General features: G+C 48.6%; 14 protein-coding genes. 11 read left to right on the top strand and 3 right to left on the bottom strand.

Annotated elements, in window-relative coordinates:
- Positions 1-21: 21 nt before the first annotated feature.
- The 7 genes from ACFCTO_RS04680 to ACFCTO_RS04650 all read left to right on the top strand — a co-directional run bounded on the left by ACFCTO_RS04680 (position 22) and on the right by ACFCTO_RS04650 (position 7,306).
- Positions 22-1,119 carry a DegT/DnrJ/EryC1/StrS family aminotransferase gene (locus ACFCTO_RS04680; RefSeq protein ID WP_499876459.1) on the top strand — a complete coding sequence of 366 codons (1,098 nt, stop codon included), beginning with the start codon at positions 22-24 and terminating at the stop codon, positions 1,117-1,119.
- 20 nt (positions 1,120-1,139) lie between these two features.
- Positions 1,140-1,928, top strand: coding sequence for an acyltransferase (locus tag ACFCTO_RS04675; protein ID WP_302485101.1), 789 nt, complete (start codon positions 1,140-1,142; stop codon positions 1,926-1,928).
- A 229-nt stretch (positions 1,929-2,157) separates the two neighbouring features.
- Positions 2,158-3,042 carry a glucose-1-phosphate thymidylyltransferase RfbA gene (gene rfbA, locus ACFCTO_RS04670; protein WP_302485100.1) on the top strand — a complete coding sequence of 295 codons (885 nt, stop codon included), beginning with the start codon at positions 2,158-2,160 and terminating at the stop codon, positions 3,040-3,042.
- Positions 3,043-3,083: 41 nt separating this feature from the next.
- Complete coding sequence (gene rfbB / locus ACFCTO_RS04665; RefSeq protein ID WP_302485099.1) at positions 3,084-4,106, top strand: dTDP-glucose 4,6-dehydratase; 1,023 nt, start codon at positions 3,084-3,086, stop codon at positions 4,104-4,106.
- Positions 4,107-4,738: 632 nt separating this feature from the next.
- Positions 4,739-5,659 (top strand): dTDP-4-dehydrorhamnose reductase, encoded by a 921-nt coding sequence (gene rfbD / locus ACFCTO_RS04660; protein ID WP_370841616.1) that lies wholly within the window; start codon positions 4,739-4,741, stop codon positions 5,657-5,659.
- Positions 5,660-5,764: 105 nt separating this feature from the next.
- Positions 5,765-6,373 carry a dTDP-4-dehydrorhamnose 3,5-epimerase gene (rfbC, locus tag ACFCTO_RS04655; RefSeq protein ID WP_302485097.1) on the top strand — a complete coding sequence of 203 codons (609 nt, stop codon included), beginning with the start codon at positions 5,765-5,767 and terminating at the stop codon, positions 6,371-6,373.
- A 24-nt stretch (positions 6,374-6,397) separates the two neighbouring features.
- Positions 6,398-7,306, top strand: a complete 909-nt coding sequence (locus ACFCTO_RS04650) for an HAD family hydrolase (protein ID WP_499876458.1) — start codon at positions 6,398-6,400, stop codon at positions 7,304-7,306.
- A gap of 329 nt (positions 7,307-7,635) precedes the next feature.
- Here ACFCTO_RS04650 and ACFCTO_RS04645 read toward each other — a convergent pair whose 3' ends face one another.
- The 3 genes from ACFCTO_RS04645 to ACFCTO_RS04635 form a co-directional block, all read right to left on the bottom strand.
- Positions 7,636-8,520 carry a hypothetical protein gene (locus tag ACFCTO_RS04645; protein ID WP_499876457.1) on the bottom strand — a complete coding sequence of 295 codons (885 nt, stop codon included), beginning with the start codon at positions 8,518-8,520 and terminating at the stop codon, positions 7,636-7,638.
- A 138-nt stretch (positions 8,521-8,658) separates the two neighbouring features.
- Entirely contained in the window at positions 8,659-9,615 is a 957-nt protein-coding gene (locus ACFCTO_RS04640) for a C-Myc-binding protein (RefSeq protein ID WP_481325169.1), read from the bottom strand.
- Positions 9,616-9,718: 103 nt separating this feature from the next.
- Positions 9,719-10,975: an RNA-guided endonuclease InsQ/TnpB family protein gene (locus ACFCTO_RS04635; RefSeq protein WP_499876456.1), complete on the bottom strand. Its 1,257-nt coding sequence runs from the start codon at positions 10,973-10,975 to the stop codon at positions 9,719-9,721.
- 339 nt (positions 10,976-11,314) lie between these two features.
- Here ACFCTO_RS04635 and ACFCTO_RS04630 point away from each other — a divergent pair, with 339 nt between their 5' ends.
- The 4 genes from ACFCTO_RS04630 to ACFCTO_RS04615 all read left to right on the top strand — a co-directional run bounded on the left by ACFCTO_RS04630 (position 11,315) and on the right by ACFCTO_RS04615 (position 14,559).
- Positions 11,315-11,875: a shikimate kinase gene (locus ACFCTO_RS04630; RefSeq protein ID WP_499876455.1), complete on the top strand. Its 561-nt coding sequence runs from the start codon at positions 11,315-11,317 to the stop codon at positions 11,873-11,875.
- Complete coding sequence (gene pfkA, locus ACFCTO_RS04625) at positions 11,872-12,834, top strand: 6-phosphofructokinase (RefSeq protein WP_292262506.1); 963 nt, start codon at positions 11,872-11,874, stop codon at positions 12,832-12,834. Before ACFCTO_RS04630 ends, pfkA begins: the two co-directional genes overlap by 4 nt.
- 353 nt (positions 12,835-13,187) lie before the next feature.
- Complete coding sequence (locus ACFCTO_RS04620; protein WP_292262509.1) at positions 13,188-13,853, top strand: amino acid ABC transporter permease; 666 nt, start codon at positions 13,188-13,190, stop codon at positions 13,851-13,853.
- On the top strand, positions 13,840-14,559 hold the full coding sequence (locus tag ACFCTO_RS04615) for an amino acid ABC transporter ATP-binding protein (RefSeq protein WP_292262510.1): 720 nt from the start codon (positions 13,840-13,842) through the stop codon (positions 14,557-14,559). The genes ACFCTO_RS04620 and ACFCTO_RS04615 overlap by 14 nt, the downstream gene beginning before the upstream one ends.
- Positions 14,560-14,883 lie beyond the last annotated feature (324 nt).

The raw sequence follows: 14,883 nt of genomic DNA, 5'->3' as shown, positions 1-14,883 counted from the left end.
ATTGAAAGTGAGGATTTTATAATGAAAATACCGTTTGTCTCATTTTTACCCATGGAGCATGAACTAAATGATGATATTCATCAGGCTTTTGAAAGAGTATTTAACTCTAGCTGGTATATTGGGGGAAAGGAGGATGAACGATTCGAAACTGCTTTTGCCGAATATTTAAATATAAATTATTGTATTGGATGTGGCACCGGATTAGATGCTTTAATGTTGAGCTTAAAGGCTCTAGGTATCAAAGCAGGTGATGAAGTTTTAGTACCATCTAATACTTTTATTGCTACCGCTTTAGCTGTTACATATTCGGGGGCGAAACCCGTTTTTGTTGAACCAGATATTAATACATTTAATATCAATCCTAATGAAATTGAAAATAAAATTACATCACATACTAAAGCAATAATTATAGTTCATTTATATGGCCAACCATGTGATATGGATCCAATTTTAGAAGTAGTTCAAAAGTATCAATTACTTTTAATAGAAGATTGTGCACAAGCACATGGAGCTACTTATAAAAATAAAAAAGTAGGCACTTTTGGTAATGCAGCAGGTTTTAGCTTCTATCCTGGAAAAAATTTAGGGGCTCTCGGTGATGCTGGTGCCATAGTTACGAATGACAGAATGATGGCTTCTAAAGTAAGAGCGTTAGGAAATTATGGATCAGATTATAAATATCATCATATTTATCAAGGCAATAACAGCAGATTGGATGAATTACAGGCGGCTTTTTTAAGCGTAAAATTACCACATTTAGATCGTATGAATAAAGAACGCCAGCGCATTGCTAGCAGATATATCAATGAAATAAATAATCCTCAAGTTATTTTACCTCATGTAATAGAAAACGTTAATCCTGTTTGGCATATCTTTGCTATTCGCTGTGCCAAAAGAGCTGAATTAGAAAAATATTTGAATGATAAAGGTATAGGAACAAATAAACACTATCCCATTCCAATGCATTTACAAAAAGCTTATAGTAATTTAAATTTAAAAAAAGGTGATTTGCCGATTGCAGAAGAAATTAGTTCGACTGAATTAAGCATTCCTATGTTTTATGGGATGACAGATGATCAGATTTCTTATGTAATAAAAATAATAAATAGTTTTAATTAATAGAAATCAGGAGCGAAATTATGAATATAATAGATAAAACAGCAAAAATTTGTGATGATGTCATACTAGGTGATAATATTAAGATTGGAAGAAATGTCTATATTGATCATCGAGTTATCATTAGAGACAACGTAACAATTGGTGATGATTGTGTCATTGATGCAAATTGTATTCTTGGTGAATATCAGATGGATTTTTATCAAACTCATGACATAGGCAAACACCCATTAAGAATTGGGAACTCCTCAATAATTCGAAGTGGTACAGTTATTTATGGGGATACAACAATTGGAAATCATTTTTCAACTGGACATAATGTTACCATTCGTGAAAAAACATTAATTGGCCATCATTGCAGTTTGGGAACTTTAGATGATATTCAAGGACATTGTACAATTGGCAACTACGTGCGTATGCACAGTAATGTACATATTGGTCAACAATCAACTATAGAAGATTTTGTTTGGATTTTTCCGTATGTAGTATTGACAAATGACCCTACACCTCCATCTGAAGTAATGAAAGGTGTTACTGTTAAAAAGTTTGCAGTTATTGCTACTCAAAGTGTAATATTACCTGGAGTTGTTATAGAGAGCGATAGCTTAATTGCTGCTGGTGCCGTAGTCACTAAAAATGTGGGACAATTTGAAGTAGTTGGTGGGAATCCTGCTAAAATTATTTCCGATGTTCGCAAAATAAAAGATAGAAAAACTGGAAAGCCTGTTTATCCTTGGAGATATTCTTTTAAAAAATATATGCCGTGGGAAGATAGTGACTATGATACCTGGAAAAAGAGCTTGAATAAATAGTATCATAGACTATTTTTCTAATAATATATTAATAATCGCTTGATATAACTATTGGTAATAGCTATATCAAGCGATTTCCATCTATTTGTACCGTTTCAAATGGATAGTGTATAAATAGATACAATGTTATTTTTTAGTATTGTTTGTTAAATCTATATTTGAGAAAATGCCTTAAAATTAAGAATCGATTTAGATAATATTATTTTAAATTGGTTAAGGAGTGATTTTTTTGAAAGGGATTGTATTAGCTGGGGGCAGCGGGACGCGGCTGTATCCGCTGACGATGGTGACGTCTAAGCAGTTGTTGCCGGTGTATGATAAGCCGATGATTTATTATCCTTTGTCGACGTTGATGTTGGCCGGGATTCGGGATATTTTGATTATTTCAACGCCGATGGATTTGCCGAATTTTGAACGGCTCCTGGGGGATGGGTCGCGCTATGGTATCCATCTGAGTTATAAGGTGCAGCCGTCGCCGGATGGATTGGCCCAGGCTTTTATTTTGGGTGAAGAATTCATCAATGGAGAATCTTGCGCTATGATTTTAGGGGACAATATCTTCTACGGTGCAGGCCTAACTAAACATTTGAGAAAAGCCGCTTCTAATACGGAGGGAGCTACAGTATTTGGCTATTACGTTGATGATCCGGAGCGGTTTGGTGTCATTGAATTTGACCAGAATGGCAAGGCAATTTCTATTGAAGAAAAGCCTCAGAATCCAAAGACCAATTATGCTGTTACCGGACTCTATTTTTACGATGAACATGTCTGTGAGTATGCGAAGCAGGTGAAACCTTCTGCTCGTGGGGAATTGGAAATTACTGATTTGAATAAAATATATTTGGAAAAAGGACAGCTTAACGTCGTTACGTTAGGACGTGGGTATGCTTGGTTAGATACCGGTACGATGGAAAGTCTGAGCGTAGCAGGAGAATTTGTTAGAGCCGTTGAAACTAGAGCAGGGATTCATATAGCCGCATTAGAAGAAATTGCTTACCAGAAGGGCTGGATTGATTTGCTTACGTTGGAAGACAGTGCATCAAAATATGGTAAAAGTCCTTATGGTCAGTATTTGCGCAAGGTAGCTGAAGGGAAAATTTTACCAGATGAGTAATATGTAATTAAAATATTATAAAAATAGGAGTGAACGATAGAATGAATATAATAATAACTGGCGGTGCCGGGTTTATTGGTTCGAATTTTGTGTTTCATATGTTGAAGGAACACCCGCAGGACCGGGTGATTTGTTTGGATAAGTTGACGTATGCTGGGAATTTGTCTACGTTGGCACCGGTTATGGATCAGGATAATTTCCATTTTGTCAAGGCTGATATTTGTGACCGCAATGCGGTTTATCGGTTGTTTGAAGAGGAGCATCCTGATGTGGTCGTCAATTTTGCGGCGGAATCGCATGTCGACCGGTCTATTGAGAATCCGGCGATTTTCTTGGAAACGAATATTATGGGGACGGCTGTCCTCATGGATGCTTGCCGCAAGTACGGTATCCAGCGGTATCATCAGGTATCGACGGATGAAGTTTATGGCGATTTGCCCTTGGACCGGCCGGATTTGTTCTTTACGGAAACGACGCCGATCCACACGTCCAGTCCGTATAGTTCCTCCAAGGCTTCGGCTGACCTCCTGGTTCTGGCTTATCATCGGACTTATGGCCTGCCGGTGACCATCAGCCGCTGCTCTAATAACTATGGTCCTTATCATTTTCCGGAAAAGCTGATTCCCCTCATGATCATCAATGCCCTGCATGACAAGCCGCTGCCTGTCTATGGGGACGGCCTTAATGTCCGCGACTGGCTTTATGTCGAAGACCATTGCCGGGCCATCGACCTCATCCTCCAGAAGGGCCGTGTCGGCGAAGTCTATAACGTCGGCGGCCATAATGAAATGAGGAATATCGACATCGTCAAATTGATTTGCAAAGAACTGGGCAAACCGGAAAGCCTCATCCATCATGTTACGGACCGTAAAGGCCATGACCGCCGCTACGCCATTGACCCGATGAAAATCCATAAAGAATTGGGCTGGCTGCCGGAAACGAAATTTGCCGACGGCATCAAGAAGACTATCCAGTGGTACTTGGACCACGAAGATTGGTGGCAGCCCATCATTTCCGGGGAATACCAGCAGTATTATCAGAAGATGTATGGGAGTCGAGGCTAGGAGCCTCGACGCAGGCCGCAGGTCGCTACGGACTCAGATGCGGCTTTGCTGCGATAGACTCAGGGGTGATACATTGCCTCGAGGTACCCTCGGCTCGTAAGGAAAGAACCCTATCATCGAAATTGATCCCGGTTTTGCGTAGGGGCGTCCCCAAGGGCGGCCCGTTGCGAACAGTTGGTATATACTCGTGTAGGCAATGTTGACATGTAGTATGTTGTGCATTGTTATTCCGAACGGGCGTACATGTGGTCGCCTCTATAGTTGATTTGCTTTTGATGCATAATCAACGGATCCACAGAAGTCACGGCTTACCATTATACCAGAGTAGGCTGTGTACGAAATTCACGGCGGGACGCCCGCCGCTGCTGTAACTGCCCTGCATCTCTCGATAGTACCTGGCGGGCTAGAAAGGCTCTGGGCGTCCCCTACGAAATCGCATGCAGGCGATGGAGATGAATGCAGTTTGCAGGTCGCAGTAGTTCGCCTTGGGATATTTTCGGCCCTTCGCAGGGGACCTTTCGATGAACGATGAACGAACTACGATGAACGATAAGAGCGGCCTGCGAACTGCGGTCTGCGTTTATTTGATAATGACGATGGAATAAGATAGTATGAAGGGAGAAAACCACTCTATGAAAATATTTGTAACAGGTGTGAATGGCCAGTTGGGTCATGATGTGATGAATGAGCTGGCTTTGCGGGGGCATGTCGGTATCGGCAGTGATTTGGCTCCGGCTTACAGCGGTATGGCTGATGGGACGGCGGTGACGACGGCACCGTATGTGTCTTTGGATATTACCGATGCGGATGCGGTACGGCGGGTTATTACGGATGTACAGCCCGATGCGGTCATTCATTGTGCAGCTTGGACGGCTGTCGATATGGCCGAAGATGACGACAAAGTGGCTCAGGTCCGGGCGGTCAATGCCGGTGGGACGCAGCATATTGCCGATGTCTGCAAGAAATTGGACTGTAAGATGCTCTATCTCAGTACGGATTATGTGTTCAACGGGCAGGGGACGGAGCCGTGGCAGCCGGATTGCAAGGATTACCAGCCCCTCAACGTTTATGGCCAGACCAAGCTTGAAGGGGAATTGGCTGTCTCGCAGACGCTGGAAAAATATTTTATCGTCCGCATTGCCTGGGTATTCGGACAGAACGGTAAGAATTTCGTCAAGACTATGCTCAATGTCGGTAAGACCCACGATACGGTCCGCGTCGTCAATGACCAGATCGGGACACCGACGTATACTTTTGATTTGGCCCGGCTGTTAGTCGATATGATTGAAAGCGATAAATACGGCTATTACCATGCGACTAACGAAGGCGGCTATATTTCCTGGTATGATTTTACCTGTGAAATCTATCGTCAGGCCGGTTATACGACGAAAGTCATCCCCGTCACGACGGAAGAATACGGCCTGTCGAAAGCCAAACGACCCTTTAATTCCCGCTTGGATAAGAGCAAACTCGTCGCCAACGGATTCCGGCCGCTGCCCGACTGGAAAGACGCCTTGCGGAGGTATTTGGGGAATTTAGTGGCTCGTAGCTAGTGGTCCATGGCTCGTTGACGAACGACCTACGATGAACGACAAGAGCGGCCTGCGTTTAATTAATATGTTATAATAAAGAAAATATGCATGAAGGGAGATATAACAATGGGTCAGATAAAGGTTGAAAAGAATGTGGGCGGCATTGACGGGCTTTGTGTCATTATGCCGACGGTTCACGGTGATGGCCGTGGATATTTTATGGAAACGTATAATCAGAAGGATATGGAGGAAGCGGGGTTCCATATTAATTTTGTTCAGGATAATCAGTCCATGTCGACAAAAGGGGTCTTGCGAGGGCTTCATTTCCAGAAACATTTTCCCCAGTGCAAGCTTGTCCGTGCTGTCCGCGGCAGTGTTTTCGATGTGGCTGTCGATTTGCGCCGTGATTCCAAGACGTATGGCAAATGGTACGGTGTCGAATTGACGGAAGAAAATAAGAAGCAGTTCCTCATTCCCGAAGGCTTTGCCCATGGGTTCCTGGTCCTCAGCGACGTGGCGGAATTCTGCTATAAGGTCAATGATTTCTGGCATCCCAATGATGAAGGAGGCATGGCCTGGAATGACCCGGAAATCGGTATCCAGTGGCCGCAACTCGTCGGTGACTATCAGGGTTCGCCCAGCGCCGCCGGTTATCATCTTGAAGACGGGACGCCGTTGAATCTGAGCGATAAAGACCAACAGTGGCTGGGGTTGAAAGATACCTTTTCCTTCTGATTGCCTGAAAGCGGGGTGAGCTTCATGCAGAACATCATTGCTGTGATTTGGGATTTCGACAAGACTTTGATTGACGGGAACATGCAGGACCCGATTTTTGAGGAATATCATATTGATAAGGCGAAATTCTGGCAGCATGTCAATGCCTTGCCGGCGCATTATGCCAAGGAAGGCGTCAAGGTCAATGCCGACACGATTTATCTGAATCAGTTCATCAAGGACGCACAGAAAGGGATTTTCAAGGGCCTTAATAATGAAAAGCTGAAGACCTTTGGCCAGAAGCAGAAGTATTATCACGGCGTCCCGGAAATCTTCAAGAATCTTCAGCGCGTCGTCGAAGACAATCCCAAGTACCGCGAGTACAACATCAAGGTGGAGCATTACATTGTCAGTACGGGCATGTCGGCTATCATCAAAGGGTCGGCCGTCATGCCCTATGTTGAAGCCATCTGGGGCTGCGACCTCATTGAAGGGCTCGATGCAGAAAAGCATAAAATCATCAGTGAAGTGGGCTATACTATCGATAATACGACCAAGACGCGGGCCTTGTTTGAAATCAATAAGGGCGTGCCGCAGCATCCGGAAATCGATGTCAATGCCAAGATGTCCGATGCCCTGCGCCGCGTCGCTTTCCCCAACATGATTTATATTGCCGACGGGCCCAGCGATGTGCCGGCCTTTTCGGTAGTCAAAAAATTCGGCGGATCGACCTTTGCCATTTATCCCAAAGGAAACAGCAAGGCCTTCCGCCAGGTCGAACAACTGCGGGAAGATGGCCGCATCGATATGTATGCCGAAGCCGATTACCGTGAGGGTACGACGGCCTACATGTGGCTGACCCACAAAGTCGACGAAATCGCTGAACGCATCTACAAAACAGAAAAAGAAAGCCTGGAAGGCGCCGTCTCGGCTGCTCCCAGACATTTGGTGTGAGGTGTTTGAGGCTTGATAAAAGGTTCTCCTAATAGGAGAGCTGGCCGCCAAAGGCGGTCTGAGAGGTTTCTCTTTCAAGACCCGTTAGGGATTTGGAGGATTCTTCTAGCAAACAGGTCGGGAAATCGTACATATTCCGGTGCGGGCGCCCCGCGTGGCGCCCCTACAGAAGAAGGGGCTGTCGCACGAAGGTTTCTGCCATCATGCGAGGCCCCGTTCGCTTTGTAGTTTGTAGAAGCTGGTTTCAAATTTTTAACCATCCACTAACCACTAGCCACTAGCTGCTAACCACTTAAAAGGGCTTGTCGCACGTGCGACAAGCCCTTTTATCATCTCTGCAGTGGCGGCCGATGGCCGTGGCGTGGCGGTGGTGGCGGGCGATGCCAGCCCCAATCATTATAAAAAGGGCCGCCCCAACCCCAATTCCAATAGGTATCCATATACAGTTGGGTCATGTAGGCATTGTAGGCCATGCGCTGCAGGTCGGCCTGGGTGATGACGGAGATGCGGCGCGATGCCGTTTCTTTGACGTCGCCGACGGTCACGTCTGCCAGGATGTCTACTTGGCCCGTCTTGACGGGGATAATTGTATTGTCTTCTCCGATTTTGGCGACGGACTCATTCAGGCTCTTGGCCGTCAGGCCATAGGGGACATTGCCCGGCGTCTGCAGGGCGACGATGCCTTTGCTGCCCAGGGCCAGATAGCGCGGGTAGATGATGATGCGGCTCTTTTTCATCATTTTTTCAGCGCTGCCATAAATCAAGCCTTCGTGGGGCGTATCCATACGCCAGACGGCACTCTTGTCTTTGGCGACTAAGTATTCGCCAATCTGTTCTGTCGTTTTGTCGTCATAGGCCCGGACACGGCGGAAGTACTTGTCCGTCAGGTCTTTGTCGACGCGGAAATAATAAGGCCTGGTTGTTGTGTCCAGCCCGGTCCGCTGGGAATCGATGGTCTGGAGCAGCGTCGTCACGTCTTTATAGGTCGAGCCTTTGGTCAGGTAATATTTGTCGATGATTTTACCTGTATGGCCGGCTAACGGATCCGTAGGCACACTGGCTTTTTCTGCTGTTTTTTCAGCTCCTGTTTCGGTGGCCTGGGTCTGAACGGCCGCTTCGGCAGGTGCCGTTTTGGCCGTGTCTGCAGCCAGTCCTGTCAACGTCGTACACGTGCAGAACAAGGCGGCCAGGATAGCCTGTTTCCATTTTTTCACGATACCACCTCCTCATGCCTTTACTATAGCGCGCCGCTGCGGCGAGCGTCAATATGTCGTAAAGAATCTTATGGGAAATGCAATTATTTGTTCAATTTTACAAAAATGTTGCAAAATAAAAGTCAGTGGCTCTTAGGCTTACTCGCCCAAGGCGTAGAGGATGTCGGCTGCGGCAGCGTTCAGGTTGTAGCGGCTGGTGTAGCAGACGAGCGTGCCCTGGGAAGCGGCCTGCTGGCAGGCTTTGCGGACCAGGGCGTGGCCTGTATGGTTGGTGTTGATGATGAGTACGTCGGCGCCCTGGAGTTTTTGGACGTCGAAGTGCTTGTTTTCCAGGATCATCCAGTGCGGGAAGCGCGTGCGGACTTTGTCATGCCACAGGGCGCTGCCGCCGGCCAGACAGACGCGGAAGCCTTCCAGGGCCTTTTCCAGGCGCGACGTGTAGTCGTCGGGCAGGGGAAGGGCCCTTTTTTCGACGTCTTCCTGGGGACAGCGCGTTTCCCATTCGCGCAGGGATTGTTCCAGGGTCTGGACGTAGCCGTCATAACTTTCCTGCAAGGTCTGGTAATAGGCCTGGGTCTGGGCCAGTTCGTCGCGCAGCCGGGCGGCATTGTCGTCGGCGACGGGCGGCGTGTCGTCATAGACCAGGCGGATGACGCCCAGGCCCAGGGCGATTTGACCGGCCGTGTCCAGGACGCCTGCCAGGCTTAAGGCTTCTGCTGTGCTCGACGGTGTGTGGGGATGGCTCACGGCGATATGGCCGCGGACTTTGTGGCCGCCGATGGCTGTCGGCCGCGGGAACTGTTCCAGCGTTATCGTGGCGATATGACGCTGCTGTGCGGCCTCCGTGCGATACAGTTCGTAGACGGCTTTGCGCAGCGTGAAGGACTGCTGCATCAGCTGACACGTGCCGTCCATGTGGCCCGTTTGGTCCGGGAATTCGGCCGCGCCGTCATCCTGCATCTTTTTCCACAGCCGGGCTGTCGGTACGGCGCGGCCTGCCAGGCAGAGGGCTTCGCCATAAGGCAGAAAGCGTTCTTCGCCGCGGCACGACAGGCCTGCCACTTCATTGGTATACATAATCTGTGTGATTTTCATGATAATTCTCCTCGTATCTATAACTTATGTCTATTTTGAACCTCTCCCGCTTATAGAAGCGGGAGATTCTTGAGAAGGTTGCTGTTTAAGTTTCCTCCTGAAATCAGGATAGCCTTATTCTCAAAGGGCTGTCCAAAAGCCCCTTACACAGTCCTTCGAAATCGAAGTTCTGCTTACTTTTACGGAGTATGTTGGCGGCGCCGTTGATGTCGGCATTGGCCGTCCTGCCGTTGGCGAAGCGGTACAGGCCGCGCTGGACTCGTTGTCCACTGAACGTTCCTGTATAGGGGGTATCCGGCTGGTATACGGGAATGTCATCCAAATCCAGGCAGCTGGCCTGAGAGGTATACGATTCTTCCTGTTCCATATAGCTTATCCCGTAGCGTTCACACAGGTATTTCAAGGTACTACGCAGATAGCTCAAATTGATTTGAGTGAAATGCTGATTCGTCACTTTGCCCAGCTTCAGTCCGCGTTTGAAATCCCGGTTATAGCCGCAAACAAGGGTCCCTATCTGATGACTGATGCAAAAATCGAGGATATAGCGGGCTGTCTTGCGAAGGATGTCCTGCATCCGGAAATTGCGTTTCTTCGCTAACTGACAGAGCTGGTTCGTCGTCTTCTGGCCCTGCTTGGCAGCAATGCTTTGGAGTCTGGCTTTGCGTTTGTTCCAATACTGGTTGATAGATTTGAGTTTACGACCGTCCATGAGGAACGACGTCCCCGTATTGGTAACGCAGGCGGCCAGATTGTCCAGGCCCAAGTCGATAGCTAGGACACGGTCTGGCGAGGTTTTCACTGGTTCCGGGTCCTGTAAGTAGCAATACTGAATCTTGAAATACCGTCCGCCATACATGGGACAGATGCGGACTTCCTGAATCGTCTTATCCTTCAATTTGTCGGGAACAGGAATCCGAATCCGATGACCGTTATAGCGTTTCGCATATTCCCGGCTCATCGGCACTGTCAGGAAGCCATTTTTAATGTTGATGGCGTTCGTCGACAAGATGAGACTGAAGAGGCCCCCTTTTTCACGATAGTATGGCAGGCGAACAGCCTTTGAACCATAGTCACCGGACTTGACTTTCTGCAAAAGCCCAAGAAAAGAACGAAAACTGCGGTCGGCCATCTTCAATATCTGCTGAGCAACACCAGCCTGCAACAAGCCATAGTTTTCATTTCCCTTGCAGATGGGGTAATTTTCTTCGTACCGCAAGAATTGCTGGGTGTCGAAGTAATGCTGCCGAATCGTGTAGACGGCTACGTTATACAAATTATTGCTGTATTGGCACATTTCCCGGAGCATCGTATACTCTTGTTTCGACAAGCCGCGGATGACATTCGATTGCGTCAAGTACATCTAGGATTCACCTCCTCTGTTATCTACCATTATACCGTAGACGAAGTGAAAAGGCTAAGATGGAAAAGACATAGGGTGGATTTCGCAGGCATCGAACCTGCGAAATCCATCGCTATTCATCTCCTACCTAAAAGAGGAAGGAGTCTTCTGGCGAAACTATGATAAAGCAGGCCGTCCGCCTTGGATAGGGACGGAAACATCTTGTTATGAGGAAAAATTCGCTCCATTTATAGATATATGAAGAAAAAGTACAGAGTTTTTTGTGTCAAGGAGAAAAAATTATGATAGAATAAGGGGGTACATATACAGAGTATACTAATTTGAGGAGGTGCGCCGATAATGATGAAGCGGAATATCGTTCTCGTCGGCATGATGGGGAGCGGCAAGAGTCATATTGGCCGCAAGCTGGCTCAGCGCCTCGGCTGGCAATTTGTTGATACGGACCGGCGTATTGAACGGGCTGTGGGCATGACCATTGCCGAGTTCTTTGCGAGCTCCGGGGAAAAAGTGTTTCGCGAACGAGAAATCAATGTCCTGCAGCAAGTCAGCCGCTATCATGAAGCTGTCATTTCCTTTGGCGGCAATTTTCCTATGAATGTCGGCACTTATCGAATCCTGCATCGCCATGGGTTTATCGTCGCCTTATTGTCTGAACCGTTCCGCGTGGAAGAACGGGTCAGCCGCCATATAGGCAAGCGGCCGACTGTCGACTATGAAAATCTTCGTGATTTCGTCCACACGATGATGAAACAGTGGGAAGAGGTCTATCCGTACTGCGACTGCGTCATTGATACGACGCGCGGGGGAGCATCACAGATCGTCGAATCCATTGTCCATAAAATCAACGAAAGGCATGTGCAATTCATTGCCAGGGAAAAAAAGGAGATTGATGAAAAATGATCAACAAAATCGGAGTATTGACCAGCGGCGGGGATGCCCCCGGTATGAATGCGGCTATCCGCGGCGTCACGCGGTATGCCATTCAGAAAGGCCTCACGGTGGAAGGCATCATTCGCGGTTATGAAGGGCTGCTGAGTCATGAAACGCGTCCCTTGGGCCGTCGTGATGTCGGCGCTATCATCCATCGCGGTGGTACCATGCTTCGGACAGCCCGCTGCCTGGAATTCAAAGAAAAAGAAACGCAGAAAAAAGCCGTTGCTTATTTGCGTGAACTGGAAATAGATGCTCTCGTCGTCATCGGTGGCGACGGCTCCATGCGTGGTGCCCAGGCACTGAGCCGGTTGGGATTCCCGACGATTACGATTCCGGGAACCATTGATAACGACATGATGGGGACGCAGTATACCCTGGGCTTCGACACGACGGTCAACACCGTCCTGGAATCGGTCAATAAAATCCGCGATACGGCCTTCTCCCACGACCGCGTCGCCGTCATCGAAGTCATGGGCCGTGAAGCCGGTTTCATCGCCCTCAACGCCGGCATGGCTTCCGGTGCCGAAGCAGTCCTGGTTCCGGAACATCCCGTAGATTTGGCTGCCCTTTGCCGTCACCTGGAAGAATCGCACCGCATGAAGAAACTGAGCAGCATTGTCATCGTCGCTGAAGGCGCTGCCAAAGGGGCGGACGTCGTCGATTATATCAAGGAACATACGTATTTGTCGCCGAATCTGACCGTCCTCGGCTATGTCCAGCGCGGCGGGGCCCCGTCGGCTTACGATGCCATCATGGCCGGCCGTTTCGCTCAGAAAGCCGTCGACAGCCTGCTGGCTGGCACGTATAACTGCGTCGTCGGCCTCATCGACAACCGCGTCGTAGCGACACCGTATTCGGAAGCCGAAGCCCTGCGCTATCCCATCGACGAAAACCTGTTCCACCTCGTCCATCTCCTGGGGAGATAGGCGTTCGTGGCTCGTGGCCCGCTTGTGGAATTCCGTAAGGCCTCCCCTGTGAAGGGGAGGTGCTGCCTAAAGCGGCGGAGGGGTTCCTTTTCACTTGCATAAGACGATTATGGTGCAGGAACCCCTCAGTCAGCATTGCTGACAGCTCCCCTTCACAGGGGAGCCGGGATAGGTTCGTAAGGAGCTGTCTTCATGATGGCTCCTTTTTTGCGGTATTTTTCTTTTACTTATATGGCCCCTACATAGATGCCTTGGGCGTCTAAAATGCGTTGACATCTTATAAATATGCACGTATAATAGAGTAGCGTATATATTATCATATGTTATAGAGTGTCATTTAGAGGAGTGTTATCATGTCGTTTGATTTTAGTCTGATTTGGAACTCATTGCCCCTGTTGTTGGCAGGTGCCGGTGTCACTATTGAAATCACGGCAATCGCTGTCGGCCTGGGTTTCATTTTCGGCCTGATTACCAGTGTGTGCCGCTTGTCGGGCGTCAAGATTTTACAGGTCATTGCCGTCTGCTACGTCAATATTATCCGTGGTACGCCTATGCTGGTCCAGATTTTCCTGATTTATTTTGCCCTGCCGATGGTCATTGGCGAACGCATCAACCCCTTCGTCGCTGCCGTCGCTGCCTGCTCGATCAACAGTGGTGCTTACGTTTCGGAAATCTTCCGCGCCGGGATCCAGTCTGTCGACAAAGGCCAGATGGAAGCCGGCCGTTCCCTGGGCTTGTCGTGGATGCAGACCATGCGCTATGTCATCCTGCCCCAGGCTTTTAAACACGTCATCCCGCCGCTGGGCAACGAATTTATTTCCATGACCAAGGAAACGTCCCTGGTTTCGGTCATCGGCTTTGAAGAATTGACCCGCCGCGGCCAGCTCATCATCGCCAAGACCTATGGTTCTTTTGAAATCTGGCTGACTGTCGCTGCTATTTACCTGGTCATGACTTTGACCATTGCCCGTCTCGTAAGCTATTTGGAACGGAGGTTCGCAACGGATGATAGAAATTAAAGGTTTGAAAAAAAGTTTTGGCAAGCACGAAGTCCTGAAGGGCATCGACTTGACCATTCAAGATAAAGAAGTCGTCGTCATCATCGGCCCGTCCGGTTCCGGCAAGAGTACGATCCTGCGCTGCATCAACTATCTGGAACAGCCGACGGCTGGGGAAATCATCGTCGACGGCATCAGCATGAGCGATGCCAAGAGCATCAACAATATCCGCAAGGAAGTCGGCATGGTTTTCCAGCGCTTCAATCTCTTCCCGCACATGACGGTCTTGCAGAACATCATCTTGTCGCCCATGAAGACCCGCGGTGAAAGCAAGGATGAAGCGACGAAGACGGCTATCCAGCTCTTGGAAAAAGTCGGCCTGGCCGATAAGAAAGACGCCTATCCCGAAACTTTGTCCGGCGGTCAGCAGCAGCGTGTGGCCATTGCCCGCGCCCTGGCCATGAAGCCGAAGTTCATGCTCTTCGATGAACCGACATCGGCATTGGACCCGGAAATGGTCCGCGAAGTATTGGACGTCATCAAGGATTTGGCCAAAGACGGCATGTCCATGGCCATCGTCACGCACGAAATGGGCTTTGCCCGGGAAGTCGCCGACCGCGTCCTCTTTATCGACGAAGGGAAAATCCTGGAACAAGGGAAGCCGGATGACATCTTCTTCCATCCGAAAGAAGAACGGACGAAACTGTTCTTGTCGAAGATATTGTAGGAGAAGTGCGCCCTAGGGGGCGCACGCAGTTCGCAGGCCGCAGGCCGCAGGTCGCGGGTCGCAAGCTGCAGTAGGGGCTCGCACGTGGCGAGCCCGCTTCCGCATATGTCTGATTTTCCTAACCAGCTTGCCAGGAGAATCATCCAAATTCCAAACGGATCGCCCACGTGGCGACCCTTACAGTGAAAAAGAGCTGACGCATGAAGATAAAATTGATGTGACCCCAAAAAGTTAGACCTTGGTAACGAGACTGTTTTTACTGTCTCGTTACTTTTTTATGCTGTCTGTCGGAAAATTCTGTATTGGACAGGACTTTTCCAACCT

The organism is Megasphaera indica (assembly GCF_046614755.1).
Classification (GTDB): domain Bacteria; phylum Bacillota; class Negativicutes; order Veillonellales; family Megasphaeraceae; genus Megasphaera; species Megasphaera intestinihominis.
Note: the sequence above shows the minus strand (reverse complement) of the source record. Positions and strands in the feature narration are given on the sequence as shown.

Coding starts and splice junctions, on each gene's coding strand:
- ACFCTO_RS04680 (WP_499876459.1), top strand. CDS start 22: ATGAAAATACCGTTTGTCTCATTTTTACCCATGGAGCATGAACTAAAT.
- ACFCTO_RS04675 (WP_302485101.1), top strand. CDS start 1,140: ATGAATATAATAGATAAAACAGCAAAAATTTGTGATGATGTCATACTA.
- rfbB (WP_302485099.1), top strand. CDS start 3,084: ATGAATATAATAATAACTGGCGGTGCCGGGTTTATTGGTTCGAATTTT.
- rfbD (WP_370841616.1), top strand. CDS start 4,739: ATGAAAATATTTGTAACAGGTGTGAATGGCCAGTTGGGTCATGATGTG.
- rfbC (WP_302485097.1), top strand. CDS start 5,765: ATGGGTCAGATAAAGGTTGAAAAGAATGTGGGCGGCATTGACGGGCTT.
- ACFCTO_RS04650 (WP_499876458.1), top strand. CDS start 6,398: ATGCAGAACATCATTGCTGTGATTTGGGATTTCGACAAGACTTTGATT.
- ACFCTO_RS04640 (WP_481325169.1), bottom strand. CDS start 9,615: ATGAAAATCACACAGATTATGTATACCAATGAAGTGGCAGGCCTGTCG.
- ACFCTO_RS04635 (WP_499876456.1), bottom strand. CDS start 10,975: ATGTACTTGACGCAATCGAATGTCATCCGCGGCTTGTCGAAACAAGAG.
- ACFCTO_RS04630 (WP_499876455.1), top strand. CDS start 11,315: ATGATGAAGCGGAATATCGTTCTCGTCGGCATGATGGGGAGCGGCAAG.
- pfkA (WP_292262506.1), top strand. CDS start 11,872: ATGATCAACAAAATCGGAGTATTGACCAGCGGCGGGGATGCCCCCGGT.
- ACFCTO_RS04620 (WP_292262509.1), top strand. CDS start 13,188: ATGTCGTTTGATTTTAGTCTGATTTGGAACTCATTGCCCCTGTTGTTG.
- ACFCTO_RS04615 (WP_292262510.1), top strand. CDS start 13,840: ATGATAGAAATTAAAGGTTTGAAAAAAAGTTTTGGCAAGCACGAAGTC.